Here is a 22,316-nt window from a genome sequence, read left to right as displayed (position 1 = left end):
ACACCATGCAATTATTAAAGTTATCCGAAACCGTCAATTTCATGCGCCTTCGCATGCCTGCGATGGTGCTGTCTACCCTTCTTATTCTTGGCTCACTGGTGTCTTTAGGCATCAACAAGCTGAACTGGGGCCTCGATTTTACCGGCGGTACGCTGATTGAAGTTGGATACCCAGAGGCCGCGAAGCTGGAAAGCATTCGTGATCAATTAAACGCTGCAACCTTTGAAGACGCTATTGTGCAGAACTTTGGTAGCAGTCAGGATGTGCTCATTCGTATTGCACCTCGTGAAGGCGTTAAAGCGGCGACGATTGGCGATCAGGTACTAGCGGCATTGCGTGCCGATGGCACCGACGTCGACATGCGCCGCATCGAGTTCGTTGGTCCGAATGTCGGTGACGAGCTGACGGAGCAGGGCGGTCTTGCAATGTTGGTCGCGCTTATCTGTATTCTGGTTTATGTAGCGATGCGCTTCGAGTGGCGTTTTGCATTAGGCTCGGTCTCTGCATTGGTGCATGACGTGATCCTGACGCTGGGCCTGTTCTCTGTACTGCAAATCGAGTTTGATTTGACCGTATTGGCTGCGGTGTTGGCAGTAATTGGTTACTCGCTTAACGATACGATTGTGGTATCAGACCGTATTCGTGAAAACTTCCGCAAAATCCGTAAAGGTGAGCCAGAAGAGATCGTAAATATCTCGCTGACCCAAACGCTGAATCGTACGATTATCACCTCATTGACCACCGTGCTGGTGTTACTGGCGCTGTTTTACAAAGGTGGTGCATTAATCCACGGTTTCGCCACAGCGTTGCTGTTCGGTGTTATTGTGGGTACGTACTCGTCTATTTATATCGCAAGTTCGGTTGCACTGGCATTAGGTATCAGTAAAGAAGATCTGATGCCGCCGCAGGTGGAAAAAGAAGGCGCGGATTTAGATCCGATGCCTTAACCGCCCTGTGCCACAGTGTTTAAAAAAGCCGCATTTATGCGGCTTTTTTTATGCCTGCGCCTGCGCTGCGTAAAAGGGGAGGGAATACTTTTCCTTACATTCAGGCGTTTGATGTGATTTGTCGCCAGCGACTTTTGCGGTGAAAACTGCAAAGTCCAACCGATGGTGATTATTCACGTTGACAGTGTAAGACGTTGTCATTTTCATACTGCATAGATGTGCGACTCCGCGTACTATTCCACATACAACAATGATGCGTTGTCCGATAGGCTATTAACGCGTCAATGCAGGCGTAAAGCACAGCGCCTGTGTACTCAACAGGTTTGTCTTAACGAAATCATCTTTACTCCACTCAGGTAGCGGGGGATAACGCGGCCTTCAGGGTTGACCTGTATCGACGGGAAACCGGTAGCGTGTTGCCAGAGGTTAACGTAACAGTGCCGTCACCATTTTCCTCATACTGAATGTCACGAATCACACCGGCGTGCGCGGCATACGAGCGATGAATACGGTAAATCAGGTGTTTACCTGCCTGCTCACAAAAGCGTTTCATCGTCATACGTAGAGGGTAAACCCCTTTTTCGGTGTGCAGGTTTACATAATTCCCCGCGGCTTCTACCCAGTGGATGTCTGATACTTTTACCAGGAACTCGCGGTTGAGCTTTTTCACCAGCAGGTTCTCGGGCAGGACTTCCGGATCACTTATTTCGTCTGGATACTCTTTATTCACGGGGAGCGCCTGACCGATAAGTCGGCGGTAGGCGAAACGAACCAGGTAATAGAAAATCACCATGGTAATGTAGCCCCAGAGGTCTTTTCGGTATTCGTAAAAGAATTCCCGTAACAGCGGGCCAAACTCGTAACTCCGCTCTGACATCAGGTAGACCGCTTTGCGAAGCATGACCATCAGAAATACATGACAGACAGAAAACACAGTGGCCAGCGTCAGGTGAATGAGCAGAAGCCTGAAAAGAGGTAACGACGTCACAGAGAGTCTTCTGAAAACCAGCACCAGTGGTATCAGCAAGACTGTGGTACTGACAGCACTGGTGTATTCCCAGACATAAGGCTCCCACAGAGCGTGGGTATTATTTTCAGATCGGGTGAATTCAGTCCAGGTAGATACCGCATTCACAGTGTTGTTTGTCATAAAATACAGAAACGCGAGCCCGATAGCCATCCAGAGGTGGTGCTTTTCAGTTCGTCTCAGAAAATGACTGATTTTTTCGTCCCAACTGCCCACCGCTTATCACCTAATCCCTATTTTTCATCACTTTAGCCTCGCCGTAGTGACGATGCTCGCTGCAAGCTTGCAGTGTCATTCAAGCGGAGTTTTAACGATGGATCAAGATGATTTAGCGGTTGGAAAACAAAAAGAGCGGTTTCATGCGTTGGATAATTTGCGTGTGCTCGCGTTTATGGTGCTGATTTTGTACCACATAGGGATGTTCTACGTGCTTGAGTGGGGCTGGCATATTAAGAGTCAGAATCAGTACGGCTGGCTACAGGATGTCATGCTGCTGACTAATCAGTGGCGAATGTCGTTATTGTTTCTGATATCAGCAATGGTGCTTGGCGTGCTTTTGGGACGCTACTCACCGTGGTCTGTCATCGGTGAGCGTTCGCGTCGGCTGTTGCTTCCGTTACTTTTCGGCATGTTTGTCATTGTGTCGCCGCAGGTATATGTAGAAGGAACGGTGAATGGTATTTTTGATGTGGCTTTCTTTCAGTTTTACGCTGAATATATTAACCCTGCTACGAACTGGCTTCCGGAGCACCAGTCTATCATTGGGCTCTTAACGTGGAATCATCTGTGGTTTTTGCCTTACCTTTTTTGCTACAGCGTTATCATCGCAGTCTGCTACCCGCTACTTGCTAAGATGGTTTCAGCCTGGCCTGCGTTTATGGACAAGCTGCGCTATTTTCTGCCAGTCACCGTGGGCTTAACCATACTGATATGGCTGGCGCTGAGGCAGCAATATCCAACTACCCATGATCTGGTAAACGACTGGTACAGCCATGCAAAGTACTTTTTTGTGATGTTGATCGGCTTTGTTATTGTCCGTCGACCGGCGATCTGGACGCAACTAATGCTACGTCGTCGGGTACTGCTGAGTATTGCTATGGCGATGTATGCGGTGATCATTGCGTATCGGCATGACGCCTTCGGAAGCCTTACAGAGGCTGAGCAAAGTTCCCCCGACTTCCTGTTGATGGTAGCGGTCGTTGTTGTCACAAATCACTGGTGCTGGCTTGCCGCAATTCTTGGTTACGGTAAAAAGTATTTGGGATACTCCGGTGCACTGACGCGTTACCTGAACACCGCGATATTGCCTTACTATCTGCTGCATCAAACGTTAATTGTGGTTTTTGCTTATTGGTTAATGCCGCTGACACTGCCGGTATGGCTGGAGTTTTGTCTAATACTGACGTTCACGGTTGCCGGGTGTGCCGCAGGTTACGAACTCGTGCGCAGACTCTCCTGGTTAAGACCATTTTTTGGTCTTAAAGGTACGGCTACCAAACAGGTAATACAGCCTGACAGTACTCAAACGGCAAACGCGTTGGCTGCCAGTGATGGACGCTCTGCTTAGCCGAAGCGTGTTGAAACTGAATGGTAAGAGTAGTGTGATACGTAATTGATATTGTGAAAGGTGATTACGTGGGAGAGCACACTTTGTTGTGATGCGTACAGAACGAAAAAGAGCGGCTGGTGCCGCTCTTTTTAGAGAGTGTTGACCTTTTTTCATATTTCATGCAGTCGGTCAGTTTTGCATCAGACAATCGCGAATGAGCGTAGTTTAGTGGGTCTAAATAAGCGAATTTGTGAGCAGTATGATGCAAAACTGGCCACTGCCCGAAGGGTTGGGACTAAAATGGCTGCTAACTGCGTTGTCGCTGACTTATTTGGATTGCCAAACGGCGTCAACGACGCCTTGTTTTCAATCATTTTAGTCACCAACATAAATAATGAACAAAGGTCAACACTCTCTGGGAAATGACTTATTTGAGGTGTTTTACCAGGCCCTGAACCACTTTGGCAGAGCCGGCGACAATCTCACCTTTGAATAGTGGGTCGTTACCGCCTTTAAAGTCGGTTACCAGACCGCCTGCCTCGCGAACCAGAAGTTCACCTGCTGCAATGTCCCATGGCTTGATTCCGCGTTCCCAGTATCCGTCATGACGACCGGCAGCAACATAGGCCATATCCAGTGCTGCGCTGCCAGCGCGACGAATATCACCACATTCGTGGAAAATTTTATTCAGGCCTAAGGCAAACTCGCCGAAACGGGCTTTGTCTTTAAACGGCAGTCCAGTTGCCAGCACGGTTTCCGACAAATCTTTCGGCTTGGATGCACGGATACGATAGCCATTTAGCTGCGCGCCTTTACCGCGACTGGCAGTGAACAGCTCACCGCGAATAGGATCGAAAACCACCGCCTGATCGAGACGGCCTTTATACAGAAGTGCAATAGAAACGGCAAAATGAGGGATGCCTTTTACGAAATTGGTGGTACCGTCCAGAGGGTCGATAATCCATTGGAAATCACTGTCTTTGCCTTCCGTCTCGCCACTTTCTTCGCCTAAGAACGAATGATCAGGGAAAGATTGCTGAATTTTATGAATGATGGCTTTTTCAGCCTCTTTATCGATTTGCGTAACGTAATCGTTACTGCCTTTTGATTCAGTTGCTAATTCGCTGCGGTTTTCAAAACCACGGGCAATAAGAGTTCCGGCAACACGCGCAGCGCGCACCGCAATATTCAGCATCGGATGCATAGTCATTCCACCAATTGTCAAAGATCATGAGAAACGGCAACTGTGTGCCTTTCCAAAACGCGCGCAGTGTAACAGACGCGCTTTGATTTGCAACTTAAATAGGGTAGCGTAACGCAAGCCTCAAAAGAGCGGGTAGGGTATGGGAAGACTACTGTTTTTACTGTTTTTGACTGCATTAGGTACTGCTACCTATTTGTTTGCCGGGAAAGAAAACCAATCGGTGTTTTCCTATCTTGTTGAAGACTACCTTGAAAATACAGATGCAAATGGATTACTGCTGGGAAGCTCTACACTTGCTAATATTCACGAGCAATATTTGCCGTCCTGTATTAATTGGTCCAACCGCGCTGTCGGCAACTCAAAAATATCGCATACGACGCGGTATATAACATTTGCGCCGCGCAATAAGAACGTGAGCAGAATTGTTTTGTATGTCGGAGAGAACGATATCGCGTATGGTATATCGGCGGAAGAGACCTATCTCGCGTTTTCTGCTTTAATTGGCCGAATAACGGAGAAATACCCGCGCGCGGATATTTTTGCCATTCTCATAAAGCCTTCCCCTGCCAGAGCTGATCATTTTGAAGCGTTTAATGATTTTAATTCCCGGGTTGCCAGAATGGCCACCGAAGTTCCCTCGCTATCAATACTGAACATTATGACAAATACTCGGGACACAAGACTGTTTGGCAGCGATGGTATCCACCTGAATGTCAGAGGTTATCTGAAGCTTCACTTCGAGCTAAATAAGGTTTGTTATGACTGAGCGGATGCATTATCTCGATACGCTGCGGGCAGCAATGATGGTGATGGGAATTGCGTTCCATGCAGGCCTTATTTACTCTGTAAACAGTAACTGGATTGTTACCGATACATCACAAAGTGAATTAATAACCTGGATTACCTATTGGCTTCATGTTTTCAGAATGCCTGCATTTTTCATCGTTGCGGGATTTTTCTGTGCGTTTCTCTATCACAGAGTTGGTAAGCAGGCATTTATTAAAGCGCGTCTTAGCCGATTAGGTATCCCACTTGTGGCAACGGCAATCACGCTAAATTTGGGGCAGTTTTTTATTGTACGCCAGCTTACCGCTGAAAACGCCTCGGTTATCAGTTTTTTCACTACAGGAGAGTATCTCCAGCATTTGTGGTTTTTGGTAAACCTATTGATATATACGCTGCTGTATCTCACCGCGGCACAAATTTTTAAGGTGGCAGGAAAAAGCATTCTTAAAAAGATAGCAGCACTGACTAGTCACATGCCGGCATATCTTCTTGCGTTACTGTTACCCGTCGCGACACTTGGCATCTATGCTTCGAATAAGGTTGGCTTTCCGCTATATTCCACGGTTTTCTCCGCTGTCAGTGTTTTCATGGTAATGCTTTACCTGCCCTATTTCCTGTTTGGGCTGGCGATATATTATAGTCCTGAAATGTACCGAAGATGGATTACGGCACCTTTGCTACCAGTAGCAATCTTGTGTGTGTGCCTGTTTGCTGCACAATCGGTAATCGAGCGAACTCTGACTGAGGAAACGATGGTTTACGAGGTGCTAAGCGTGTATCTCAGTACATCGCTCAGCTGGTTGATGAGTGCTCTCATTTTTTCCGTCTTTTACCGGTACTTTCAGCATCCTTCTGCGTGGGGACGACGGATATCCGAAGCATCCTACACAATATACCTTTTTCATCATGTTATTGTGATTGCGCTTGGGATCGCATTCCTCAACTGGCAGGTTCCTGCGCTGATAAAATACGTGACAATATGTGTTGCCACTTTTTTCATCACGATAGTGATACACGAAAAAGTGATAAATCAAAACCGGGTACTTAAGTGGACTTTTAGTGGAATTTGGGTAAGTCGCTACCTACGCGCAAGCCATAGGGTGAAACAAAGCAGATAGCCATCTAGACCGCCATATGCTACTATCCGCCACCATTGAAACAAGTAACGTGGCGAAAAAGACCATGCTAGACAATATCCGCATCATACTGGTGAACACTTCTCATACCGGCAACATCGGTTCTGCCGCGCGGGCAATGAAAACCATGGGCCTTAGTAGCCTGTACCTGGTTGACCCGGTACAAGCGCCAGATGGCAAATCCAGTGCGCTCGCAGCAGGCGCCGGCGATGTGCTGGCGAACGCCAAAACTGTGTCGACACTGGAAGAGGCTGTAGCGGATTGCGGTTTGGTCATTGGTACTTCCGCGCGCTCCCGCACGCACTCCTGGCCGATGCTGGAGCCACGGGAATGCGGCGTGAAGCTGATCCAGGAAGTCAGTCAATATCCGGTAGCGCTGGTGTTTGGGCGTGAAAATAACGGTTTGACCAATGAAGAGTTACAGCAGTGTCACTTCCACGTATGTATTCCGGCCAATCCGGAGTACAGTTCGCTGAATCTGGCGGCAGCAGTGCAAACCCTGTGCTATGAAACCCGTATGGCGTTTTTGGAGCAACAGCGAGGTGAAGTCGCAGCCGAAGGTGAATCTGAGTATCCGCTTAACGACGATCTCGAGCGCTTCTATGTACACCTTGAATCGACACTAAAATCTACCGGTTTTATTGTGGAGAATCATCCCGGTGTAGTGTTGACGAAGCTGCGCAGGCTATTTAATCGAGCGCGTCCTGAATCACAGGAGCTGAATATTCTTCGCGGTATTCTATCCTCTGTCGATAAGTCGATTAAAAAAGAGTAGACCATGTTTTCCAGAATCAAAGACGATATACAAGGCGTATTTCATCGTGATCCGGCCGCCAGAAACACCTTTGAGGTACTGACTAACTATCCGGGACTACATGCCGTCTGGTTGCATCGCCTGAGTCATAAGTTATGGAAACTGAACTGGAAATGGCTGGCGCGCTCACTTTCCACCTTCAGCCGCTGGCTTACCGGCATTGAGATTCATCCGGGCGCAACGCTGGGCCGCCGTGTTTTTATCGACCACGGCATGGGGGTGGTTATTGGTGAAACGGCAGAAATTGGTGATGACGTTACCCTTTATCATGGTGTCACCCTTGGCGGCACGAGCTGGAAAGCCGGAAAGCGGCACCCCACATTAAAGAACAATGTGGTAATTGGCGCGGGCGCAAAAGTGCTCGGACCCATTACGATTGGCGAGGGGGGAAAAGTTGGCTCTAACTCTGTGGTAGTGAAAGATACGCCTGCCGGTTCAACGGTAGTGGGCATACCCGGGCGTATCGTGGCAACGGCAGAAAATACTTCCGAAAAAGACAACGACAAACGCAACAAGATAGCGAAAAAATACGGCTTCGATGCGTATGCCGTGGCAGTAGATAACCCCGACCCGGTCGCCAACGCGATGGGGGTAATGCTGGAGCACATGCATATGATGGATTCCAAAGTGGAAGAGCTTTGCAAAGTTATCCAGTCGATGGGTGGAGAAGTGTGTACGGACAACCTGCACTCGATTACTGCTGAAGATTTCGCAGAAACCGGGATTTCGCCGGTGGTGCGCGACAACCTGAAAGACCAGCAGGAAGCATTCGATCCCAAGATTTAGTGTGTGTTCTCAGGTCGTGGACGCCGTGAATTGTGCCTTTCTGACCGTGTAACAGCGCTGTTGCCTGCCATACCTTTTCGATATTTTGTGGCGTCTTAATACTTGACTAGTTTACTGGGGTAAATACTTGACCAATTTACTCAGGAATGGAACAATAACGCCATCTTTAAGAGATGGAGCTACGTGATGAAATTAACCTCTAAAGGACGCTATGCCGTCACCGCAATGCTTGATGTCGCCCTGCATTCTGCGCGGGGGCCGGTGCCGCTGGCTGATATTTCTGAGCGTCAGGAAATCTCCCTGTCTTATCTTGAACAACTCTTTTCCAGGCTGCGTAAAGAAAAGCTGGTCGACAGTGTGCGCGGGCCCGGTGGTGGTTATCTGCTCGGTCGGGATGCCACAAAAATTGCTGTAGGTGAAGTTATCCGTGCAGTGGATGAAAGCGTTGATGCAACACGCTGTCAGGGGCAGTCAGACTGTCAGGGCGGCGAGCGTTGTCTGACACATAGCTTGTGGCAGGACCTAAGCGACCGCATCAGTGTGTTTCTTAACTCAATTACGTTGGGCGAACTGATGGACAAGCGCGATGTGAAAGAAGTCGCGGGTCGTCAGGACAAAAACAAATCTTTAGCCCATCTTACTAACGATATCGAAGTCAGTATTCAACTGTAATGCAAAAACCTATCTATCTGGATTATGCCGCGACGACGCCGGTCGACCCGGTGGTTGCGGAAAAAATGGCGGAATGCCTTACCCTGGAGGGGAATTTTGGTAATCCGGCTTCCCGTACCTATCGCTTTGGCTGGGTAGCTGAGGAGTCTGTGGATATCGCGCGAAATCAGGTGGCCGATCTGGTCAACAGCGATCCCCGTGAAATTGTGTTTACATCGGGCGCGACAGAATCGGACAACCTTGCGATCAAAGGTGTCGCAGAAGCGTATAAGGATAAGGGATGTCACATTATTACGGCTAACACCGAGCATAAGGCTGTGTTAGATACCTGTGACGCGTTAGCTGCGAGAGGGTGGGAAATTACCTATCTCGATGTGGACGAAGATGGATTGATTTCCGCCGAACAGCTTAACGACGCAATTCGCCCGGATACCGTATTAGTCAGTCTGATGCATGTGAACAACGAAACCGGTGTAGTTCATGACATCGAAGCACTGGGCCAGGTTTGTCGCAATCACGACGTTTTCTTTCATGTCGATGCTGCGCAAAGTGCCGGTAAGCTCCCTATCGATCTGTCGGTATTGCCTGTCGATTTGATGTCATTCTCTGCGCATAAGATATATGGACCAAAAGGCATTGGTGCGCTGTACGTTCGTCGTCGCCCGAAAGTCAGGCTGGCTGCGCAAATTCATGGCGGTGGTCACGAGAGAGGCATGCGCTCCGGTACACTGGCGACCCATCAAATTGTCGGCATGGGTGAAGCATTTGCCATCGCCACACAAAAAATGGCTACCGAGTCGCAGCGCATTCAGACCTTGCGCGATAGGCTTTGGACAGGGTTAAGTCAGCTTAATGATATTTATCTCAATGGTCACCCAACAAACCGTGTAGCCGGTATTCTGAATATCAGTTTCGGTGGGGTTGATGGGGAAAGCCTGATCATGGGGCTCAATGATATTGCCGTGTCGTCCGGCTCAGCATGCACCTCAGCAAGTCTGGAGCCGTCTTACGTATTGGCGGCAATAGGACGTAGTGCAGAGCTGGCACATGCAGGTATTCGCATGAGCATCGGCAGGTACACTACAGAAGATGATATAGATTATGTGATTAGTAAAATCACAGATGTCGTCACCCGTTTACGCGCAGCATCAGAACAGCGCGAAACAGCATAATATGCACGTCTGATATAGGGACTATTCAACCTGAGTCGTTGAATAATAATGACGAATGGGGCATCATCCGCCGCGCTTTAAACGTGACCGGAACGCCCTCCACAATAATACGAAGCGTGGCCCGTCTCTTTACAATCCAGAGAGCGGTTAAATACTTGAGCAATTTAGTCAGGTATTTTACAATATACGTTAAGAATTTTATGAACTGCTTTTGTTCCGAAGCCCGAAACACATAGCTTCGGCAATCCTTCCGGCAAGACCGTTACGGCCGGGTTTGAAAAAGCAGTGAACGCAGGCAAAAAAGTGAGATCACAACCATGAGTGAACAGATCGAACAGGCGTTAGAGCGAAAATATGATGCCGGTTTCTATTCAGAGATCGAAGCGGATACGTTTGATATTGGCCTGGACGAATCCGTAATTCGCCGCATTTCAGAAGTGAAAGGGGAGCCTGAGTGGATGCTGGAATGGCGTCTGAAAGCGTATCGCTCCTGGCTTGAAATGGAAGAGCCGGACTGGGCTCATGTGGACTATCCAAAAATCGATTATCAGGCGATCTCTTACTATTCTTCACCGAAAAGTATGAAAGATAAGCCGAAGTCGCTGGATGAAGTCGATCCAGAACTTTTGCGCACCTATGAAAAACTGGGCATTCCGCTGCACGAACAGGAAATGCTGGCGGGAGTGGCAGTAGATGCCGTATTTGATTCGGTGTCTGTGGTAACTACCTTCCGTGAAAAGCTGGAAGAAGCCGGCGTGATTTTCTGCCCGATTTCAGAAGCAGTTCATAAGTATCCCGACCTGGTGAAAAAATACATCGGTTCTGTGGTGCCTCGCACCGATAACTATTTCGCTGCGCTTAATAGCGCGGTATTTACCGACGGCTCTTTTGTTTACATTCCAAAGGGTGTGCGTTGCCCGATGGAACTGTCTACGTACTTTCGAATTAATGAACAAAATACCGGCCAGTTCGAGCGCACCCTGATAGTTGCTGATGAAGGTAGTCATGTCAGCTATCTGGAAGGCTGTACCGCTCCTCAGCGCGATGAAAATCAGCTGCACGCTGCGGTTGTCGAGCTGGTGGCGATGGACGATGCAAAGATTAAATACTCGACCGTACAGAACTGGTACCCCGGTGATGAAAATGGGAAAGGTGGTATTTATAACTTCGTTACCAAACGCGGTATTTGCCACACCAATGCCAAAATATCCTGGACACAGGTTGAAACTGGTTCGGCCGTCACCTGGAAGTACCCGAGTTGTATCCTTAAAGGAGACAACAGTGTTGGCGAGTTTTACTCTGTGGCATTAACCCGAGGCCGTCAGCAGGCGGACACCGGAACGAAGATGATCCACCTGGGCAAAAACACGCGCTCGACCATTATTTCCAAAGGTATTTCTGCAGGAAAGAGTAACAACGCGTATCGCGGCCTGGTGAAAATGGGGCCGAAAGCCGATGGCGCAAGGAACTTTACCGAGTGTGATTCTTTGCTTATTGGTGATCAGTGCGGTGCACACACTTTTCCATATATCGAGAGCCGCAACCCGTCGGCCATTGTTGAACACGAAGCGACCACATCAAAAGTGAGCGACGAGCAGTTGTTCCTGTGTCAGCAACGGGGTTTGGATACTGAAAAAGCAGTATCCATGATTGTTAACGGCTTCTGTAAAGAAGTATTCAAAGAGCTGCCAATGGAATTTGCTGTAGAAGCCGGCAAACTGCTCGAAATTAGTCTTGAAGGTTCAGTGGGGTAATAATGCTTAAAATCAGTAATTTACATGCAAGCGTAGAAGATAAGGTCATCATTAAGGGCCTCGATCTGGAAGTGAATCCAGGTGAAGTACACGCTATCATGGGCCCGAACGGGGCCGGCAAAAGTACTCTTGGCTATGTGTTGTCCGGTCGTGATGGCTACGAGGTCACAGACGGCAACGTTACCCTGAACGATGCGGACCTGCTGGAGTTAGAAGTAGAAGAGCGCGCTCGTGCAGGCCTGTTTCTGGCATTCCAGTACCCGGTAGAAATTCCGGGCGTCAGCAATATGGAATTTATGAAAGAGTCGGTAAACGCCATGCGTGAACAGCGTGGTGAAGAACCCCTGACGGCTGCTGAATTCCTGAAAAAAGCCAAAGCCGCCTGCAAACAAGTGCAGCTGCCGCTTGATTTCCTGAAGCGTGGAGTCAACGAAGGCTTCTCCGGCGGCGAGAAAAAGCGTAATGAAATCATGCAAATGATTTTGCTTGAACCGTCGCTGTGTATTCTTGATGAGTCAGACTCTGGTCTGGATATTGATGCCTTACAGGTAGTTGCGGATGGCGTAAACAGCCAGCGTGACGGCAAGCGTAGTTTCATCGTGGTGACCCACTATCAGCGTCTGCTGGACTATATCAAGCCTGACTTTGTGCATATTCTTGCCGATGGCAAAATTGTAAAAAGCGGTGATGCCTCACTGGCGCTGGAAGTTGAGAAAGGCGGTTACGCATTTCTGGGAAAAGCGTATGAGGAGACCGAAGCATGAGTCAATGGCTAAATCAGGTCATTGAGCAAGCGAAGCAGGTAGATGATTATCTGGCTCCGGTACGTCAACAGGCCTTACAAACGCTTGTCAACGATGGCTGGCCAGGACGACGTGACGAAGCCTGGCGTTTCACACCTCTGACCGCAGTGACCGATCGCGAAAGTCAGTTAGCAGGCGCACAGAAAGCGGCGCAGGCACCAGACGTTGAAGGTCTGAATGCTATCGATCTGGTTTTTGCTAATGGCCAGCTCGTGACAGATCTGAGTGACATCACCTGGCCTGAAGGCGTAAGTGTCAGCACGCTGGCTGAAGCGGGTGAGCATGAGGCCGCGGTTGCCAGTGTATTTGGACAGGTGAAGCCTGCCAGACACTTATTCGGGTTGGTAAATGACGCATTATGCCAGCAGGGTATCTTTATCGACGTGGCAGAGAATGCCAATGTTGAAACGCCCATCCGGATAGTGAATCTGGCTACCGAAAACGTGGATGCGCACACGCGAGTGTTAGTTCGACTTGGGGAATCCTCAAGAGCGACAATTATCGAGCACGGTACTGGCGATACGCAAAGCCTGACAACGGCATTTGCAGAATACGACATCGCGTCGTCGGCGCACCTTGAGCATTATCGATTCGTGATGTTTACCGGCGAGGCAACACAACTCGGTGGCAGTCACTTTAAACTTCACGACAAGTCAGAACTAAACAGTACGTTTGTTGGCTACGGTAGTCAGTTATCGCGGGTTGATGTGGATATTCATCATGCCGGTGAGTTTGCTGACGCCAAAATGAATGCGATCTATCTGCTTGCAGAGGGTGAGTTATTCGATTTACACAGCACGATAGAGCACGCCATGCCAAACGGTACGACAGAAGAAAATGCGCGTGGTGTCATCGGCGACCGCGCGCGCGCCGTTTTCAATGGTCGCATTCATATTCACCGCGATGCGCAGAAGACGTTAGCCGAACTTAACAATCGCAACCTGTTACTGTCGCGTCGTGCACTTATTAATACCAAGCCTGAACTGGAAATTTATGCCGACGATGTGAAATGTGCCCATGGTGCAACGGTGGCAGAAATTGATGAGAGCGCGCTGTATTACCTGCTCACTCGCGGCGTTACCCGTAGCAAAGCTCTGGTTATGCTGAACTTTGGTTTCATACAGGAGCTGGTTAATCAAATGCCAAATGCCGCCTTGCGCGAATGGCTATTGCCGGTTCTTAGTGAGCGCTTCGCCCGGATGGAGGTGAAATGAGTCTGGACGTTCAGGCACTGCGCGCGCAGTTTCCTATTCTTGAGCAACAAGTAGACGGGAAACCTCTGGTTTACCTGGATAACGCGGCGACAACGCAAAAGCCGCAAGCGGTTATTGATGCGATCATGGCGTTTTACACGCAGTGTAATGCCAACGTGCATCGCGGCGCGCATCATCTGTCTGACGAGTCCACACGACGTTATGAAAAAGCCCGCGACAGTGTGGCGTCTTTCATTAACGCAGGAACGCGTGAAGAAGTTATCTGGACCAGCGGCACAACGGAAGCAATCAATATTGTTGCGAATGGCCTGGCGCAAAAGCTTAACGCTGGTGACGAAGTTGTTGCCACAGAGCTTGAACACCATGCGAATTTGGTTACCTGGCAGCAGGCTTGTGAAAAAGCCGGTGCGACGTTAAAAATCGCCCCGATTTTTGACAGTGGTGAATTGGACGTGGATGCGTTTGAGTCATTGCTCACTGAAAATACAAAACTGGTGGCGTTTCCACATGTGTCCAATGCATTGGGCACAGTCAACCCCATCGGTGAACTTACCCGGCTGGCAAAGAAAGTTGGTGCCTGGGTTCTGGTAGACGGTGCTCAGGGTATAGCCCATGGTGGTGTCGACGTTCAGTCTATTGGCTGTGACTTCTATGCGTTCTCCGGCCACAAATTGTTCGGTCCTACCGGCATTGGTGTGCTCTGGGGGAAGAAAGACGTTCTGGAAGACTGGCCAGTCTGGCAGGTCGGTGGTGAGATGATCAGCGATGTGACTTATCAAAGCGCCACCTGGGGGGCATTGCCCAACCGATTAGAGGCCGGAACACCCAATATTGCCGGGGCAATCGGCCTTGGCGCAGCCGTTGAATGGTTTCGCGCTCTGAACACCGATGATGTGCAAGCGCACGAGCAACAGCTACTTGCCGCAGCAACGGAAAGGGCACAGGCGCTGGATGGAATGCGCATTATCGGTACAGCACCGGATAAAGTGGGTGTGCTGTCGTTCATGTTGGGGGGGGCACACCCTGCAGATGTCGGGTTTATTCTTGACCGTCAGGGCGTAGCCATTCGTACCGGCGATAACTGTGCACAGCCGTTAATGAAGCGTTTTGGGATCCCCGGAACCGCACGTGCATCGTTCTCGATATACAATACGCTTGAAGAAGTGGACATGCTGTTCAGCGCACTGAAGAAAGCAAAAATGATGTTGGCCTAAGGAGGTAACATGACAGTTGAAACTTTTACCCCCAGCACGCAGTTGATTACGCTCACTGACAGTGCGGTAAAGCATTTTGAGAGCAAACTGGCTGACAAACCAGGGCAACTTATTCGTTTATCAACCCGCGTGAGTGGCTGTACCGGTTATGCCTATGTGCTTGACTTTGCCGATGCGGCTGAAGACGGCGATGAAGTGTTGAGTGTGTCGGATTCACTCACAGTGGCAGTAGCCGCAGACGCAACAGACTTGCTGCGAAACACAGAAATTGATTATGTCAAAGAAGGCGTCAACGGCATCATCAAATACAATAACCCTAACGTGGTCGACGAGTGCGGCTGTGGCGAAAGCTTTAACGTAGGCTAAACAGTCAGTCTTTATGCAACAGAAAATGGTGGTCACCGAGCGTGACTGTAAAGCGCGACTGGTTCCGGCCGGTGATAAGAAAATTATCCCGGAAGGCGAGTTTGTCAACATCACGCAGGATTTGGGCGGAAATTATACCGTTACCTGGCGTGGTAATATGTATCGAATCGACGGTACAGACGCAGATGCCATAGGTCGTCAGCCACAAAAGCTCGACTTTCCTGCTCCTGAAGATGGCAACATAAGCGAGCAGCAGGTATGGGATGCACTTGAAACGATATTTGACCCGGAAATTCCGATTAATCTGGTTTCGCTGGGGCTTATCTATAAAGTGGAAATTGATCAGTCTGCAAAAGCAGTGAATATCGATATGACACTGACCGCGCCAGGATGTGGCATGGGTCCGGTGTTAGTAGGCGATGTCGAATATCGTGTCGGGTTAGTCCCCCACGTTGATGCCGTAAACGTTGAACTTGTCTTCGACCCACCGTGGTCGCGTGACATGATGAGCGAAGAGGCACAGCTGGAAGCGGGTCTGTTCTTTTAAGTCCCGTTCACGAACTATTACAATAGCCTGGTTCGAATTACAGGAAAGAGTATGCAAATACCAAGCAGCGAAGAAATCATTGACGATTTAGCCTTTTTTGACGATTGGGAGCAGCGCTACCAGTACATCATTGATCTCGGGAAAGGTATTCCTGGCCTGAGCGAAGACCAGCGCACGCCTGACCGCCTGGTAAAAGGGTGCCAAAGCAACGTCTGGTTAATTTCCGAAACCAAAGACGGCAAGATTGTGTTTGATGTAGACAGTGATGCAGTGATTGTTCAGGGATTGCTGGCCCTGGTGCTGGCCGCGTATAACGATAAATCGCCTAAGCAAATCCTGGACTTTGACATCAATGGCTATTTTGAAGCGCTGGATTTAGAGCGTCACATTACGCCAACACGCGGTAACGGACTTCGCGCTATCGTGGCGAAGATCCAGGAACAGGCGCGACAAGCAATTCACTGAGTCTGTCAGGCGTAGGGCTGAAAACAAATAGTATCAGAGACTTGTCTGGTGAAAGGCAAGCCTGCCTTACGTTACTAAACAGACTGACTCTGGTCTTAAACCCGAATCTGCGGGCTGTTCACAAGAGTAGCAGCCCGGTTTACCAGCCTCGTCATTCGCGCCATTGTCATCGGTTTGACACAAATATCATGTTATAAACAACTGCTTACGAGGGAAGGCACAATCGGCGCTGGTCAAGTGGATGAGAATTGCCTATAATTCGCGGCCAAAAATTTTTACACGACTTATTGAGGACAGAAAAGCATGGCTCTAGAGCGTACTTTTTCGATTATCAAGCCTGATGCGGTAGCAAAAAACGTAATCGGTGCAATCTATAACCGTTTTGAATCTGCGGGCCTTCGCATCGTAGCGTCTAAAATGATCCACATGAGCAAAGAACAGGCTGAAGGTTTTTATGCAGAGCATAAAGAGCGTCCTTTCTTTGGTGCGCTGGTTGATTTCATGACGTCTGGTCCGGTAATGGTTCAGGTTCTTGAAGGCGAAAATGCGGTTGTGAAAAACCGTGAAATCATGGGCGCAACTAACCCGGCAGACGCTGCTGCGGGAACACTTCGTTCTGATTACGCTGAATCAATCGACGAAAATGCAGTTCACGGTTCTGATGCACCAGAATCTGCAGCTCGTGAAATTGCTTACTTCTTCTCTGAAGAAGAAATCTGCCCTCGCACGCGTTAATTCGCCAGGCTAAGCAGATGAAAAAGGAGCCAACGGCTCCTTTTTTTGTGCCCGCGGTTTTGTTTACGTTCACGCTCGCTTCATCGAGCTTGAATATCGCGCTGGAGAAAACTGTGGTGGGGAGTCTTACCTGGCTTGTGATATTGCCAGAGCCTGTTTTCCTGCTTTCTCTGTTACGCGTGCTGTGATAGAATTTGCGACCAATTTTTGAGCAGTAACAAAGACGCATCGAGCCTTTCTGGGTCGAACGGACAGTCGTCACTCAGGTACAGCGTAACCTGATGATGCGCTCACGTATTTTCGGTTGCCACTGATTTTCTTTATGAGCATCAGCAAATCAGACTGAAACTAAAAAGGGGCTACACTTGTCACAATATCCACAGTCGTAGTGACGTTGTGGCGTGCGTCGTGAATCCATTTTTCGGACAATGTGCTATTACGTTGTCAACTAAGGTAAAGGTAAGGTCATCCAGACAATGTCGAAGACAAACTTGTTAAATTTAAATCGTGAAGGGTTGCGAAAGTTCTTCAAAGACATCGGCGAAAAACCGTTTCGAGCTGATCAGCTTATGAAATGGATTTATCAGCAGGGTGTCAGTGATTTCGACGAGATGACCAACCTGAATAAAGGGCTTCGCGAAAAGCTGAAAGCTGAATGCGAAATCGTGGCACCGGAAATTGCGTATTTCCAGGAAGCCAGCGACGGCACGATTAAATATGCTCTGACGTTGCAGGGTGGCCAAGAGGTAGAAGCCGTGTGGATCCCGGAAACCGACCGCGCCACGTTGTGCGTATCTTCGCAGGTTGGCTGTGCACTGGAATGCACGTTTTGCTCGACTGCGCAGCAAGGCTTCAACCGCAACCTGTCGGTAAGTGAGATCATCGGTCAGGTCTGGCGGGTTGCTACCCACCGCGGTTTGTCTAAAGACTCGAGTAAGCGTCCGGTTACTAATGTCGTCATGATGGGGATGGGAGAGCCGCTGCTTAACCTGAAAAACGTGGTGCCTGCGATGGACATCATGTTGGACGATTTTGGCTTTGGTTTGTCCAAGCGTCGGGTAACCTTAAGTACTTCAGGCGTCGTACCGGCACTGGATATGCTTGGCGACCAGATAGATGTGGCACTGGCAATTTCACTGCATGCACCAAATGATGAGCTGCGAAACGAAATTGTTCCAATCAATAAAAAGTACAATATTGAGACGTTCCTTGCCGGCGTCCGTCGCTATCTTGAAAAATCCCGCGCAAATCAGGGCAAAGTCACGATAGAGTATGTTATGTTGTCTCACATTAATGACAGCACAGATCAGGCGCATGAACTGGCGAAAGTGCTGAAAGAGACGCCATGTAAAATAAACCTGATCCCGTTTAATCCGTATCCGGGATCGCCTTACACCTGTTCGAGCAACTCGCGTATCGACCGCTTCGCTAAAGTACTAATGGAGCATGGTTATACGGTGATGGTGCGTAAAACCCGTGGCGATGATATTGATGCAGCGTGTGGTCAATTAGTCGGTGATGTGGTCGACCGTACCAAAAGAATGTTGAAAAAACAGATGAAGGGCGAAGCGATATCGGTAAAAATGGCACAATAATCAATAAGAACCGAGGAGTAGGTGTCGTATGCGAATAGCATTGCTGACGCTAGTGATATTCATGGCGGGCTGCGTGAGCCAATCGCAGCCTGGGAATCGATACAACGATAATTTTGACCGACAGGAAGCGGCAAAAACCCGGATCTCCCTCGGACTCACCTATCTTAAAAATGGCAGCTACTCCCAAGCCAAAGCGAATCTGGATAAAGCGCTGGAGTTTGCCCCACGCATGGCTGATGCACATTACTCGCTGGCGTATTACTACCAGTTGGTCGGGGAAAACCAGCGCGCTGAAGATGCATACCAAAGTGCAATGGATCTGGCACCGCGCAATGCTGATATCGCCAACAGTTACGGTGCGTTTTTATGTCAGACCGGCCGCTACGATGATGCGAAATCGTACTTTCTGAAGGCGGTCAACAGCCAACGCTACTCAAACAGTGCTGAAACCTACGAAAATATGGCGCTGTGCGCGCAAGGTCAGGGCGAAACTGACGATGCGATTGAATACCTCAATACTGCGCTGAACTATCAGCCCACACGGGCAAAAAGCTTATTTCTTCTGACAGAACTCTATGTTGGCTTAAATCAATGGGACGAAGCCAAAGCATCACTGCGCAAGTTGGAAAAAGTCGGTCGTGTCAGTCCGGAGTCCCTGTGGTTAGCAGTGAAAATTGCTCAGGGGCAGGGCGATCTGGAAACGTCGAAAGGCTACGGTGATATGCTGATGACCATGTACCCTACCAGTTCGCAGGCAAAGGCATACCAACAACAAAAACTGACATTGCCCGCGCCGGTCGTGAACCGTAAATCGAAAAACCGGGTTGTGGTTGTGGATGCTGAGCCAGACATGGATAAAACTGTTGAGGACGCTCAGGACGCTCAGGACGCTCAGGACGCTCAGGACGCTCAGGACGCTCAGGACGCTCAGGACGCTCAGGACGACGCTGCGCGCGCCGAGGCTGACGGCGGCAAGCAACAATCTGAAACCGCGAGTGACGCGCCAGCAATGACAGATACCTCAGACGAGGCCGGGTCAAAACAGCCAGCTGAAACCGCGCGGGTGACAGAACAGACACCGCCGGCAAAACCGAAAACTAGCCAGCAACGTGTCGCAAACGAAACGACGGGCTCTCCGGAAGAAGCAGAAGCGCAGCAAACGCGTTTTCATATTGTGCAGAGAAAAGAGAATTTGTACCGTATCTCGCTGAGATATAACCTGAAAATGGACACGTTAAAGGAATGGAACAACCTTGATGATTCTGGCGCGATTTTTGCCGGAATGAAGCTTTGGTTAATCCCACCAGAGCAGCAGGAGGAAGAATAAGTCTGATGGTGTCAGAACAAGAACAAAATACAGACGTACAGGAAACCAGCGACGCGCCACAGGCAAGTCCTGGAAAGTTATTACGAGAAGGGCGCGAGGCCCAGGGACTGAGTCAGCAGGATATTGCGAGTAAGCTGTTTTTAAAGGCCTCGCAGATTGACGATATCGAAAATGACCGCCTTGATGACAGCATGTCAGTCACCTTTACCAAAGGCTACGTGCGTAATTATGCCAAGCAACTGGGCTTAGACTCTCAGCACGTGGTGGACGAATTCGAGCGGTGTCATAACACCCCGAAATCGTCTGCCAAATTGCAAAGCTTTTCCCGACGTGTCGCTAAACAGGCACACGATGATCGCTGGATGATGGTCACCTGGGTTATCGCCTTACTATTACTGGGCGGCGTGGTAGCCTGGTGGTATCAGCAGTCAGGTGATGAATCGCTAACGCAGGAATCGGTATCTCAGAGTGAAAACACGGCTGATGTGTATGAAGATGACGATGCTACGCCTCTGGGCGGAGATAATACGGTAAGTGATGATGGCTTGGGCGGTATCGAGCCGCTTGGTGGCTCTGGTACCATGAATACGAGTCCGGCGGAAATCGATGAACCGGATGAGTTGGTGAATCCGGTTGATGACGCTGCCGGGGCTGATAGTACTCCAAGCGCGCCAGAATCAGGCGAGCAAGCCGCGGCATCAGATTCTGCTGCTACAGACACTAACCAGACCGTGGTGGACGCGTCTGCCGCTACCGACGCTCAGGACGCAGAAGCCGACACATTATCAGCAACTAGCGCACCAATCAGCATGGTATTTACCTTCGGCTCAGACTGTTGGGTGAATATCGAGGATGCTACTGGCGAGGCGATTGCCTACGGCGTTAAACAAGCTGGCCGGGTGATGTCGATACAGGGCGTACCACCGGTTGAAGTTACTCTTGGCGCACCGGATAATGTGCAAATAACCGTTGATGGCGAGCCGGTCGACATGTCTTCGTATCAAAATGGTCGAACCGCCAGGCTCTCGCTTCCCACGCAGGAATAAAGATGTTTTCAGAAAGTCCTATCAAGCGTAGAAAATCTACCCGCATTAACGTTGGCAGTGTGCCTATTGGTGATGGCGCACCTATTGCCGTTCAGTCAATGACAAATACACAGACCACGGATGTTAAAGCGACAGTCGATCAAATTAATCGGATCGTTGCCGTTGGTGGTGAGATTGTTCGTGTTTCTGTACCTACCATGGATGCCGCAGAAGCGTTCAAACAGATCCGGGAGCAGGTCTCTGTGCCTCTGGTTGCTGATATCCACTTTGATTACCGTATTGCCCTGAAAGTAGCGGAATACGGTGTGGATTGTCTGCGAATTAATCCCGGCAATATCGGCAACATGGAAAGGGTGCGTGCCGTCGTCGACTGTGCTCGCGACAAAAACATCCCTATTCGCATTGGTGTGAATGGCGGGTCGTTAGAAAAAGACCTCCAGGAAAAGTATGGCGAACCCACACCGGAAGCATTGGTAGAATCTGCCATGCGCCATGTTGATATTCTCGACAAACTTAACTTCGATCAGTTTAAAGTCAGCGTAAAGGCTTCTGATGTATTTTTAGCCGTTGGCGCATATCGTCTTCTGGCCAGTAAAATTGACCAGCCCTTGCATCTTGGTATTACCGAGGCCGGTGGCCAGCGCGCTGGTGCCGTCAAAAGTGCCGTGGGCTTAGGCATGCTACTTTCTGAAGGGATTGGAGACACGCTACGGGTATCGCTGGCAGCCGATCCGGTAGAGGAAATCAAAGTTGGTTTCGATATTTTGAAATCACTTCGCATTCGCTCGCGAGGCATTAATTTTATTGCCTGTCCCAGCTGTTCACGTCAGGAATTTGATGTCATTGGTACCGTGAATGCGTTAGAGCAGCGCCTTGAAGACATTCTGACACCCATGGATGTGTCGATTATCGGCTGCGTAGTGAATGGACCGGGTGAAGCGGAAGTGTCAGACCTTGGACTTACCGGTGCCAGAAATATGAGCGGTTACTATGTTGATGGCAAACGCCAGAAAGAAAGACTGAGCAACGATGATCTGGTAGACCAGCTGGAAAGCCGGATCCGGGCGAAAGCCGCCAGGTTAGATGAAGCCAATAAAATTGCGGTTTCGGTTAAAGAATAAACGAATGTAACCTTGCGCCGCAGGATCCTCACCTTA

General features: G+C 49.4%; 22 protein-coding genes. 20 read left to right on the top strand and 2 right to left on the bottom strand.

Annotated elements, in window-relative coordinates:
* Nucleotides 1-5: 5 nt before the first annotated feature.
* A complete protein-coding gene (gene secF / locus JKP77_RS14860; RefSeq protein WP_218311945.1) occupies nucleotides 6-947 on the top strand; it encodes a protein translocase subunit SecF in 942 nt (313 codons plus the stop codon).
* A gap of 352 nt (nucleotides 948-1,299) precedes the next feature.
* On the opposite strand, the gene JKP77_RS14855 is transcribed toward secF, so the two are convergent.
* A complete protein-coding gene (locus tag JKP77_RS14855) occupies nucleotides 1,300-2,190 on the bottom strand; it encodes a LytR/AlgR family response regulator transcription factor (RefSeq protein ID WP_218311944.1) in 891 nt (296 codons plus the stop codon).
* A 97-nt stretch (nucleotides 2,191-2,287) separates the two neighbouring features.
* Between JKP77_RS14855 and JKP77_RS14850 the strand changes: the two genes are divergently transcribed.
* Nucleotides 2,288-3,541, top strand: a complete 1,254-nt coding sequence (locus tag JKP77_RS14850; protein ID WP_218311943.1) for an acyltransferase family protein — start codon at nucleotides 2,288-2,290, stop codon at nucleotides 3,539-3,541.
* Nucleotides 3,542-3,950: 409 nt separating this feature from the next.
* Here the strand turns inward: JKP77_RS14850 and suhB are convergent, their stop codons facing one another.
* On the bottom strand, nucleotides 3,951-4,727 hold the full coding sequence (gene suhB / locus JKP77_RS14845) for an inositol-1-monophosphatase (protein ID WP_218311942.1): 777 nt from the start codon (nucleotides 4,725-4,727) through the stop codon (nucleotides 3,951-3,953).
* Between the two features lie 139 nt (nucleotides 4,728-4,866).
* On the opposite strand from suhB, the gene JKP77_RS14840 reads away from it, so the two are divergent.
* The 18 genes from JKP77_RS14840 to ispG all read left to right on the top strand — a co-directional run bounded on the left by JKP77_RS14840 (nucleotide 4,867) and on the right by ispG (nucleotide 22,280).
* Nucleotides 4,867-5,493: a GDSL-type esterase/lipase family protein gene (locus tag JKP77_RS14840; RefSeq protein WP_218311941.1), complete on the top strand. Its 627-nt coding sequence runs from the start codon at nucleotides 4,867-4,869 to the stop codon at nucleotides 5,491-5,493.
* Complete coding sequence (locus JKP77_RS14835) at nucleotides 5,486-6,631, top strand: acyltransferase family protein (protein WP_218311940.1); 1,146 nt, start codon at nucleotides 5,486-5,488, stop codon at nucleotides 6,629-6,631. Before JKP77_RS14840 ends, JKP77_RS14835 begins: the two co-directional genes overlap by 8 nt.
* A gap of 64 nt (nucleotides 6,632-6,695) precedes the next feature.
* Nucleotides 6,696-7,424 carry a tRNA (cytosine(32)/uridine(32)-2'-O)-methyltransferase TrmJ gene (gene trmJ / locus JKP77_RS14830; protein WP_218311955.1) on the top strand — a complete coding sequence of 243 codons (729 nt, stop codon included), beginning with the start codon at nucleotides 6,696-6,698 and terminating at the stop codon, nucleotides 7,422-7,424.
* A gap of 3 nt (nucleotides 7,425-7,427) precedes the next feature.
* Nucleotides 7,428-8,249, top strand: coding sequence for a serine O-acetyltransferase (gene cysE / locus JKP77_RS14825; protein WP_218311939.1), 822 nt, complete (start codon nucleotides 7,428-7,430; stop codon nucleotides 8,247-8,249).
* Nucleotides 8,250-8,435: 186 nt separating this feature from the next.
* A complete protein-coding gene (iscR, locus tag JKP77_RS14820) occupies nucleotides 8,436-8,921 on the top strand; it encodes a Fe-S cluster assembly transcriptional regulator IscR (protein ID WP_218311938.1) in 486 nt (161 codons plus the stop codon).
* Nucleotides 8,921-10,093: an IscS subfamily cysteine desulfurase gene (locus JKP77_RS14815; protein ID WP_218311937.1), complete on the top strand. Its 1,173-nt coding sequence runs from the start codon at nucleotides 8,921-8,923 to the stop codon at nucleotides 10,091-10,093. The genes iscR and JKP77_RS14815 overlap by 1 nt, the downstream gene beginning before the upstream one ends.
* 317 nt (nucleotides 10,094-10,410) lie before the next feature.
* Nucleotides 10,411-11,847 (top strand): Fe-S cluster assembly protein SufB, encoded by a 1,437-nt coding sequence (gene sufB / locus JKP77_RS14810; RefSeq protein WP_218311936.1) that lies wholly within the window; start codon nucleotides 10,411-10,413, stop codon nucleotides 11,845-11,847.
* Between the two features lie 2 nt (nucleotides 11,848-11,849).
* Entirely contained in the window at nucleotides 11,850-12,611 is a 762-nt protein-coding gene (sufC, locus tag JKP77_RS14805; protein ID WP_218311935.1) for a Fe-S cluster assembly ATPase SufC, read from the top strand.
* Nucleotides 12,608-13,864 carry a Fe-S cluster assembly protein SufD gene (gene sufD, locus JKP77_RS14800; RefSeq protein WP_218311934.1) on the top strand — a complete coding sequence of 419 codons (1,257 nt, stop codon included), beginning with the start codon at nucleotides 12,608-12,610 and terminating at the stop codon, nucleotides 13,862-13,864. Before sufC ends, sufD begins: the two co-directional genes overlap by 4 nt.
* The gene (locus JKP77_RS14795; RefSeq protein ID WP_218311933.1) at nucleotides 13,861-15,078 is read left to right on the top strand and encodes an aminotransferase class V-fold PLP-dependent enzyme; all 1,218 of its coding nucleotides are present in this window, start codon (nucleotides 13,861-13,863) and stop codon (nucleotides 15,076-15,078) included. The genes sufD and JKP77_RS14795 overlap by 4 nt, the downstream gene beginning before the upstream one ends.
* 9 nt (nucleotides 15,079-15,087) lie before the next feature.
* A complete protein-coding gene (locus JKP77_RS14790; RefSeq protein WP_218311932.1) occupies nucleotides 15,088-15,444 on the top strand; it encodes a HesB/IscA family protein in 357 nt (118 codons plus the stop codon).
* Between the two features lie 13 nt (nucleotides 15,445-15,457).
* Nucleotides 15,458-15,991 (top strand): putative Fe-S cluster assembly protein SufT, encoded by a 534-nt coding sequence (sufT, locus tag JKP77_RS14785; RefSeq protein WP_218311931.1) that lies wholly within the window; start codon nucleotides 15,458-15,460, stop codon nucleotides 15,989-15,991.
* A 51-nt stretch (nucleotides 15,992-16,042) separates the two neighbouring features.
* Complete coding sequence (locus JKP77_RS14780; protein ID WP_218311930.1) at nucleotides 16,043-16,456, top strand: SufE family protein; 414 nt, start codon at nucleotides 16,043-16,045, stop codon at nucleotides 16,454-16,456.
* Between the two features lie 303 nt (nucleotides 16,457-16,759).
* On the top strand, nucleotides 16,760-17,191 hold the full coding sequence (ndk, locus tag JKP77_RS14775) for a nucleoside-diphosphate kinase (protein ID WP_218311929.1): 432 nt from the start codon (nucleotides 16,760-16,762) through the stop codon (nucleotides 17,189-17,191).
* Between the two features lie 476 nt (nucleotides 17,192-17,667).
* A complete protein-coding gene (rlmN, locus tag JKP77_RS14770; protein ID WP_218311928.1) occupies nucleotides 17,668-18,786 on the top strand; it encodes a dual-specificity RNA methyltransferase RlmN in 1,119 nt (372 codons plus the stop codon).
* A 28-nt stretch (nucleotides 18,787-18,814) separates the two neighbouring features.
* Nucleotides 18,815-20,113, top strand: coding sequence for a type IV pilus biogenesis/stability protein PilW (gene pilW / locus JKP77_RS14765; protein ID WP_218311927.1), 1,299 nt, complete (start codon nucleotides 18,815-18,817; stop codon nucleotides 20,111-20,113).
* Nucleotides 20,114-20,118: 5 nt separating this feature from the next.
* Nucleotides 20,119-21,159, top strand: a complete 1,041-nt coding sequence (locus JKP77_RS14760) for a RodZ domain-containing protein (RefSeq protein WP_218311926.1) — start codon at nucleotides 20,119-20,121, stop codon at nucleotides 21,157-21,159.
* Between the two features lie 2 nt (nucleotides 21,160-21,161).
* On the top strand, nucleotides 21,162-22,280 hold the full coding sequence (gene ispG, locus JKP77_RS14755) for a flavodoxin-dependent (E)-4-hydroxy-3-methylbut-2-enyl-diphosphate synthase (RefSeq protein WP_218311925.1): 1,119 nt from the start codon (nucleotides 21,162-21,164) through the stop codon (nucleotides 22,278-22,280).
* Nucleotides 22,281-22,316 lie beyond the last annotated feature (36 nt).

This window comes from Alteromonas antoniana (genome assembly GCF_019249295.1).
GTDB lineage: Bacteria > Pseudomonadota > Gammaproteobacteria > Enterobacterales > Alteromonadaceae > Alteromonas > Alteromonas antoniana.
The sequence above is the reverse complement of the archived record's forward strand: the minus strand, read 5'-3'. Positions and strand labels throughout refer to the sequence as shown.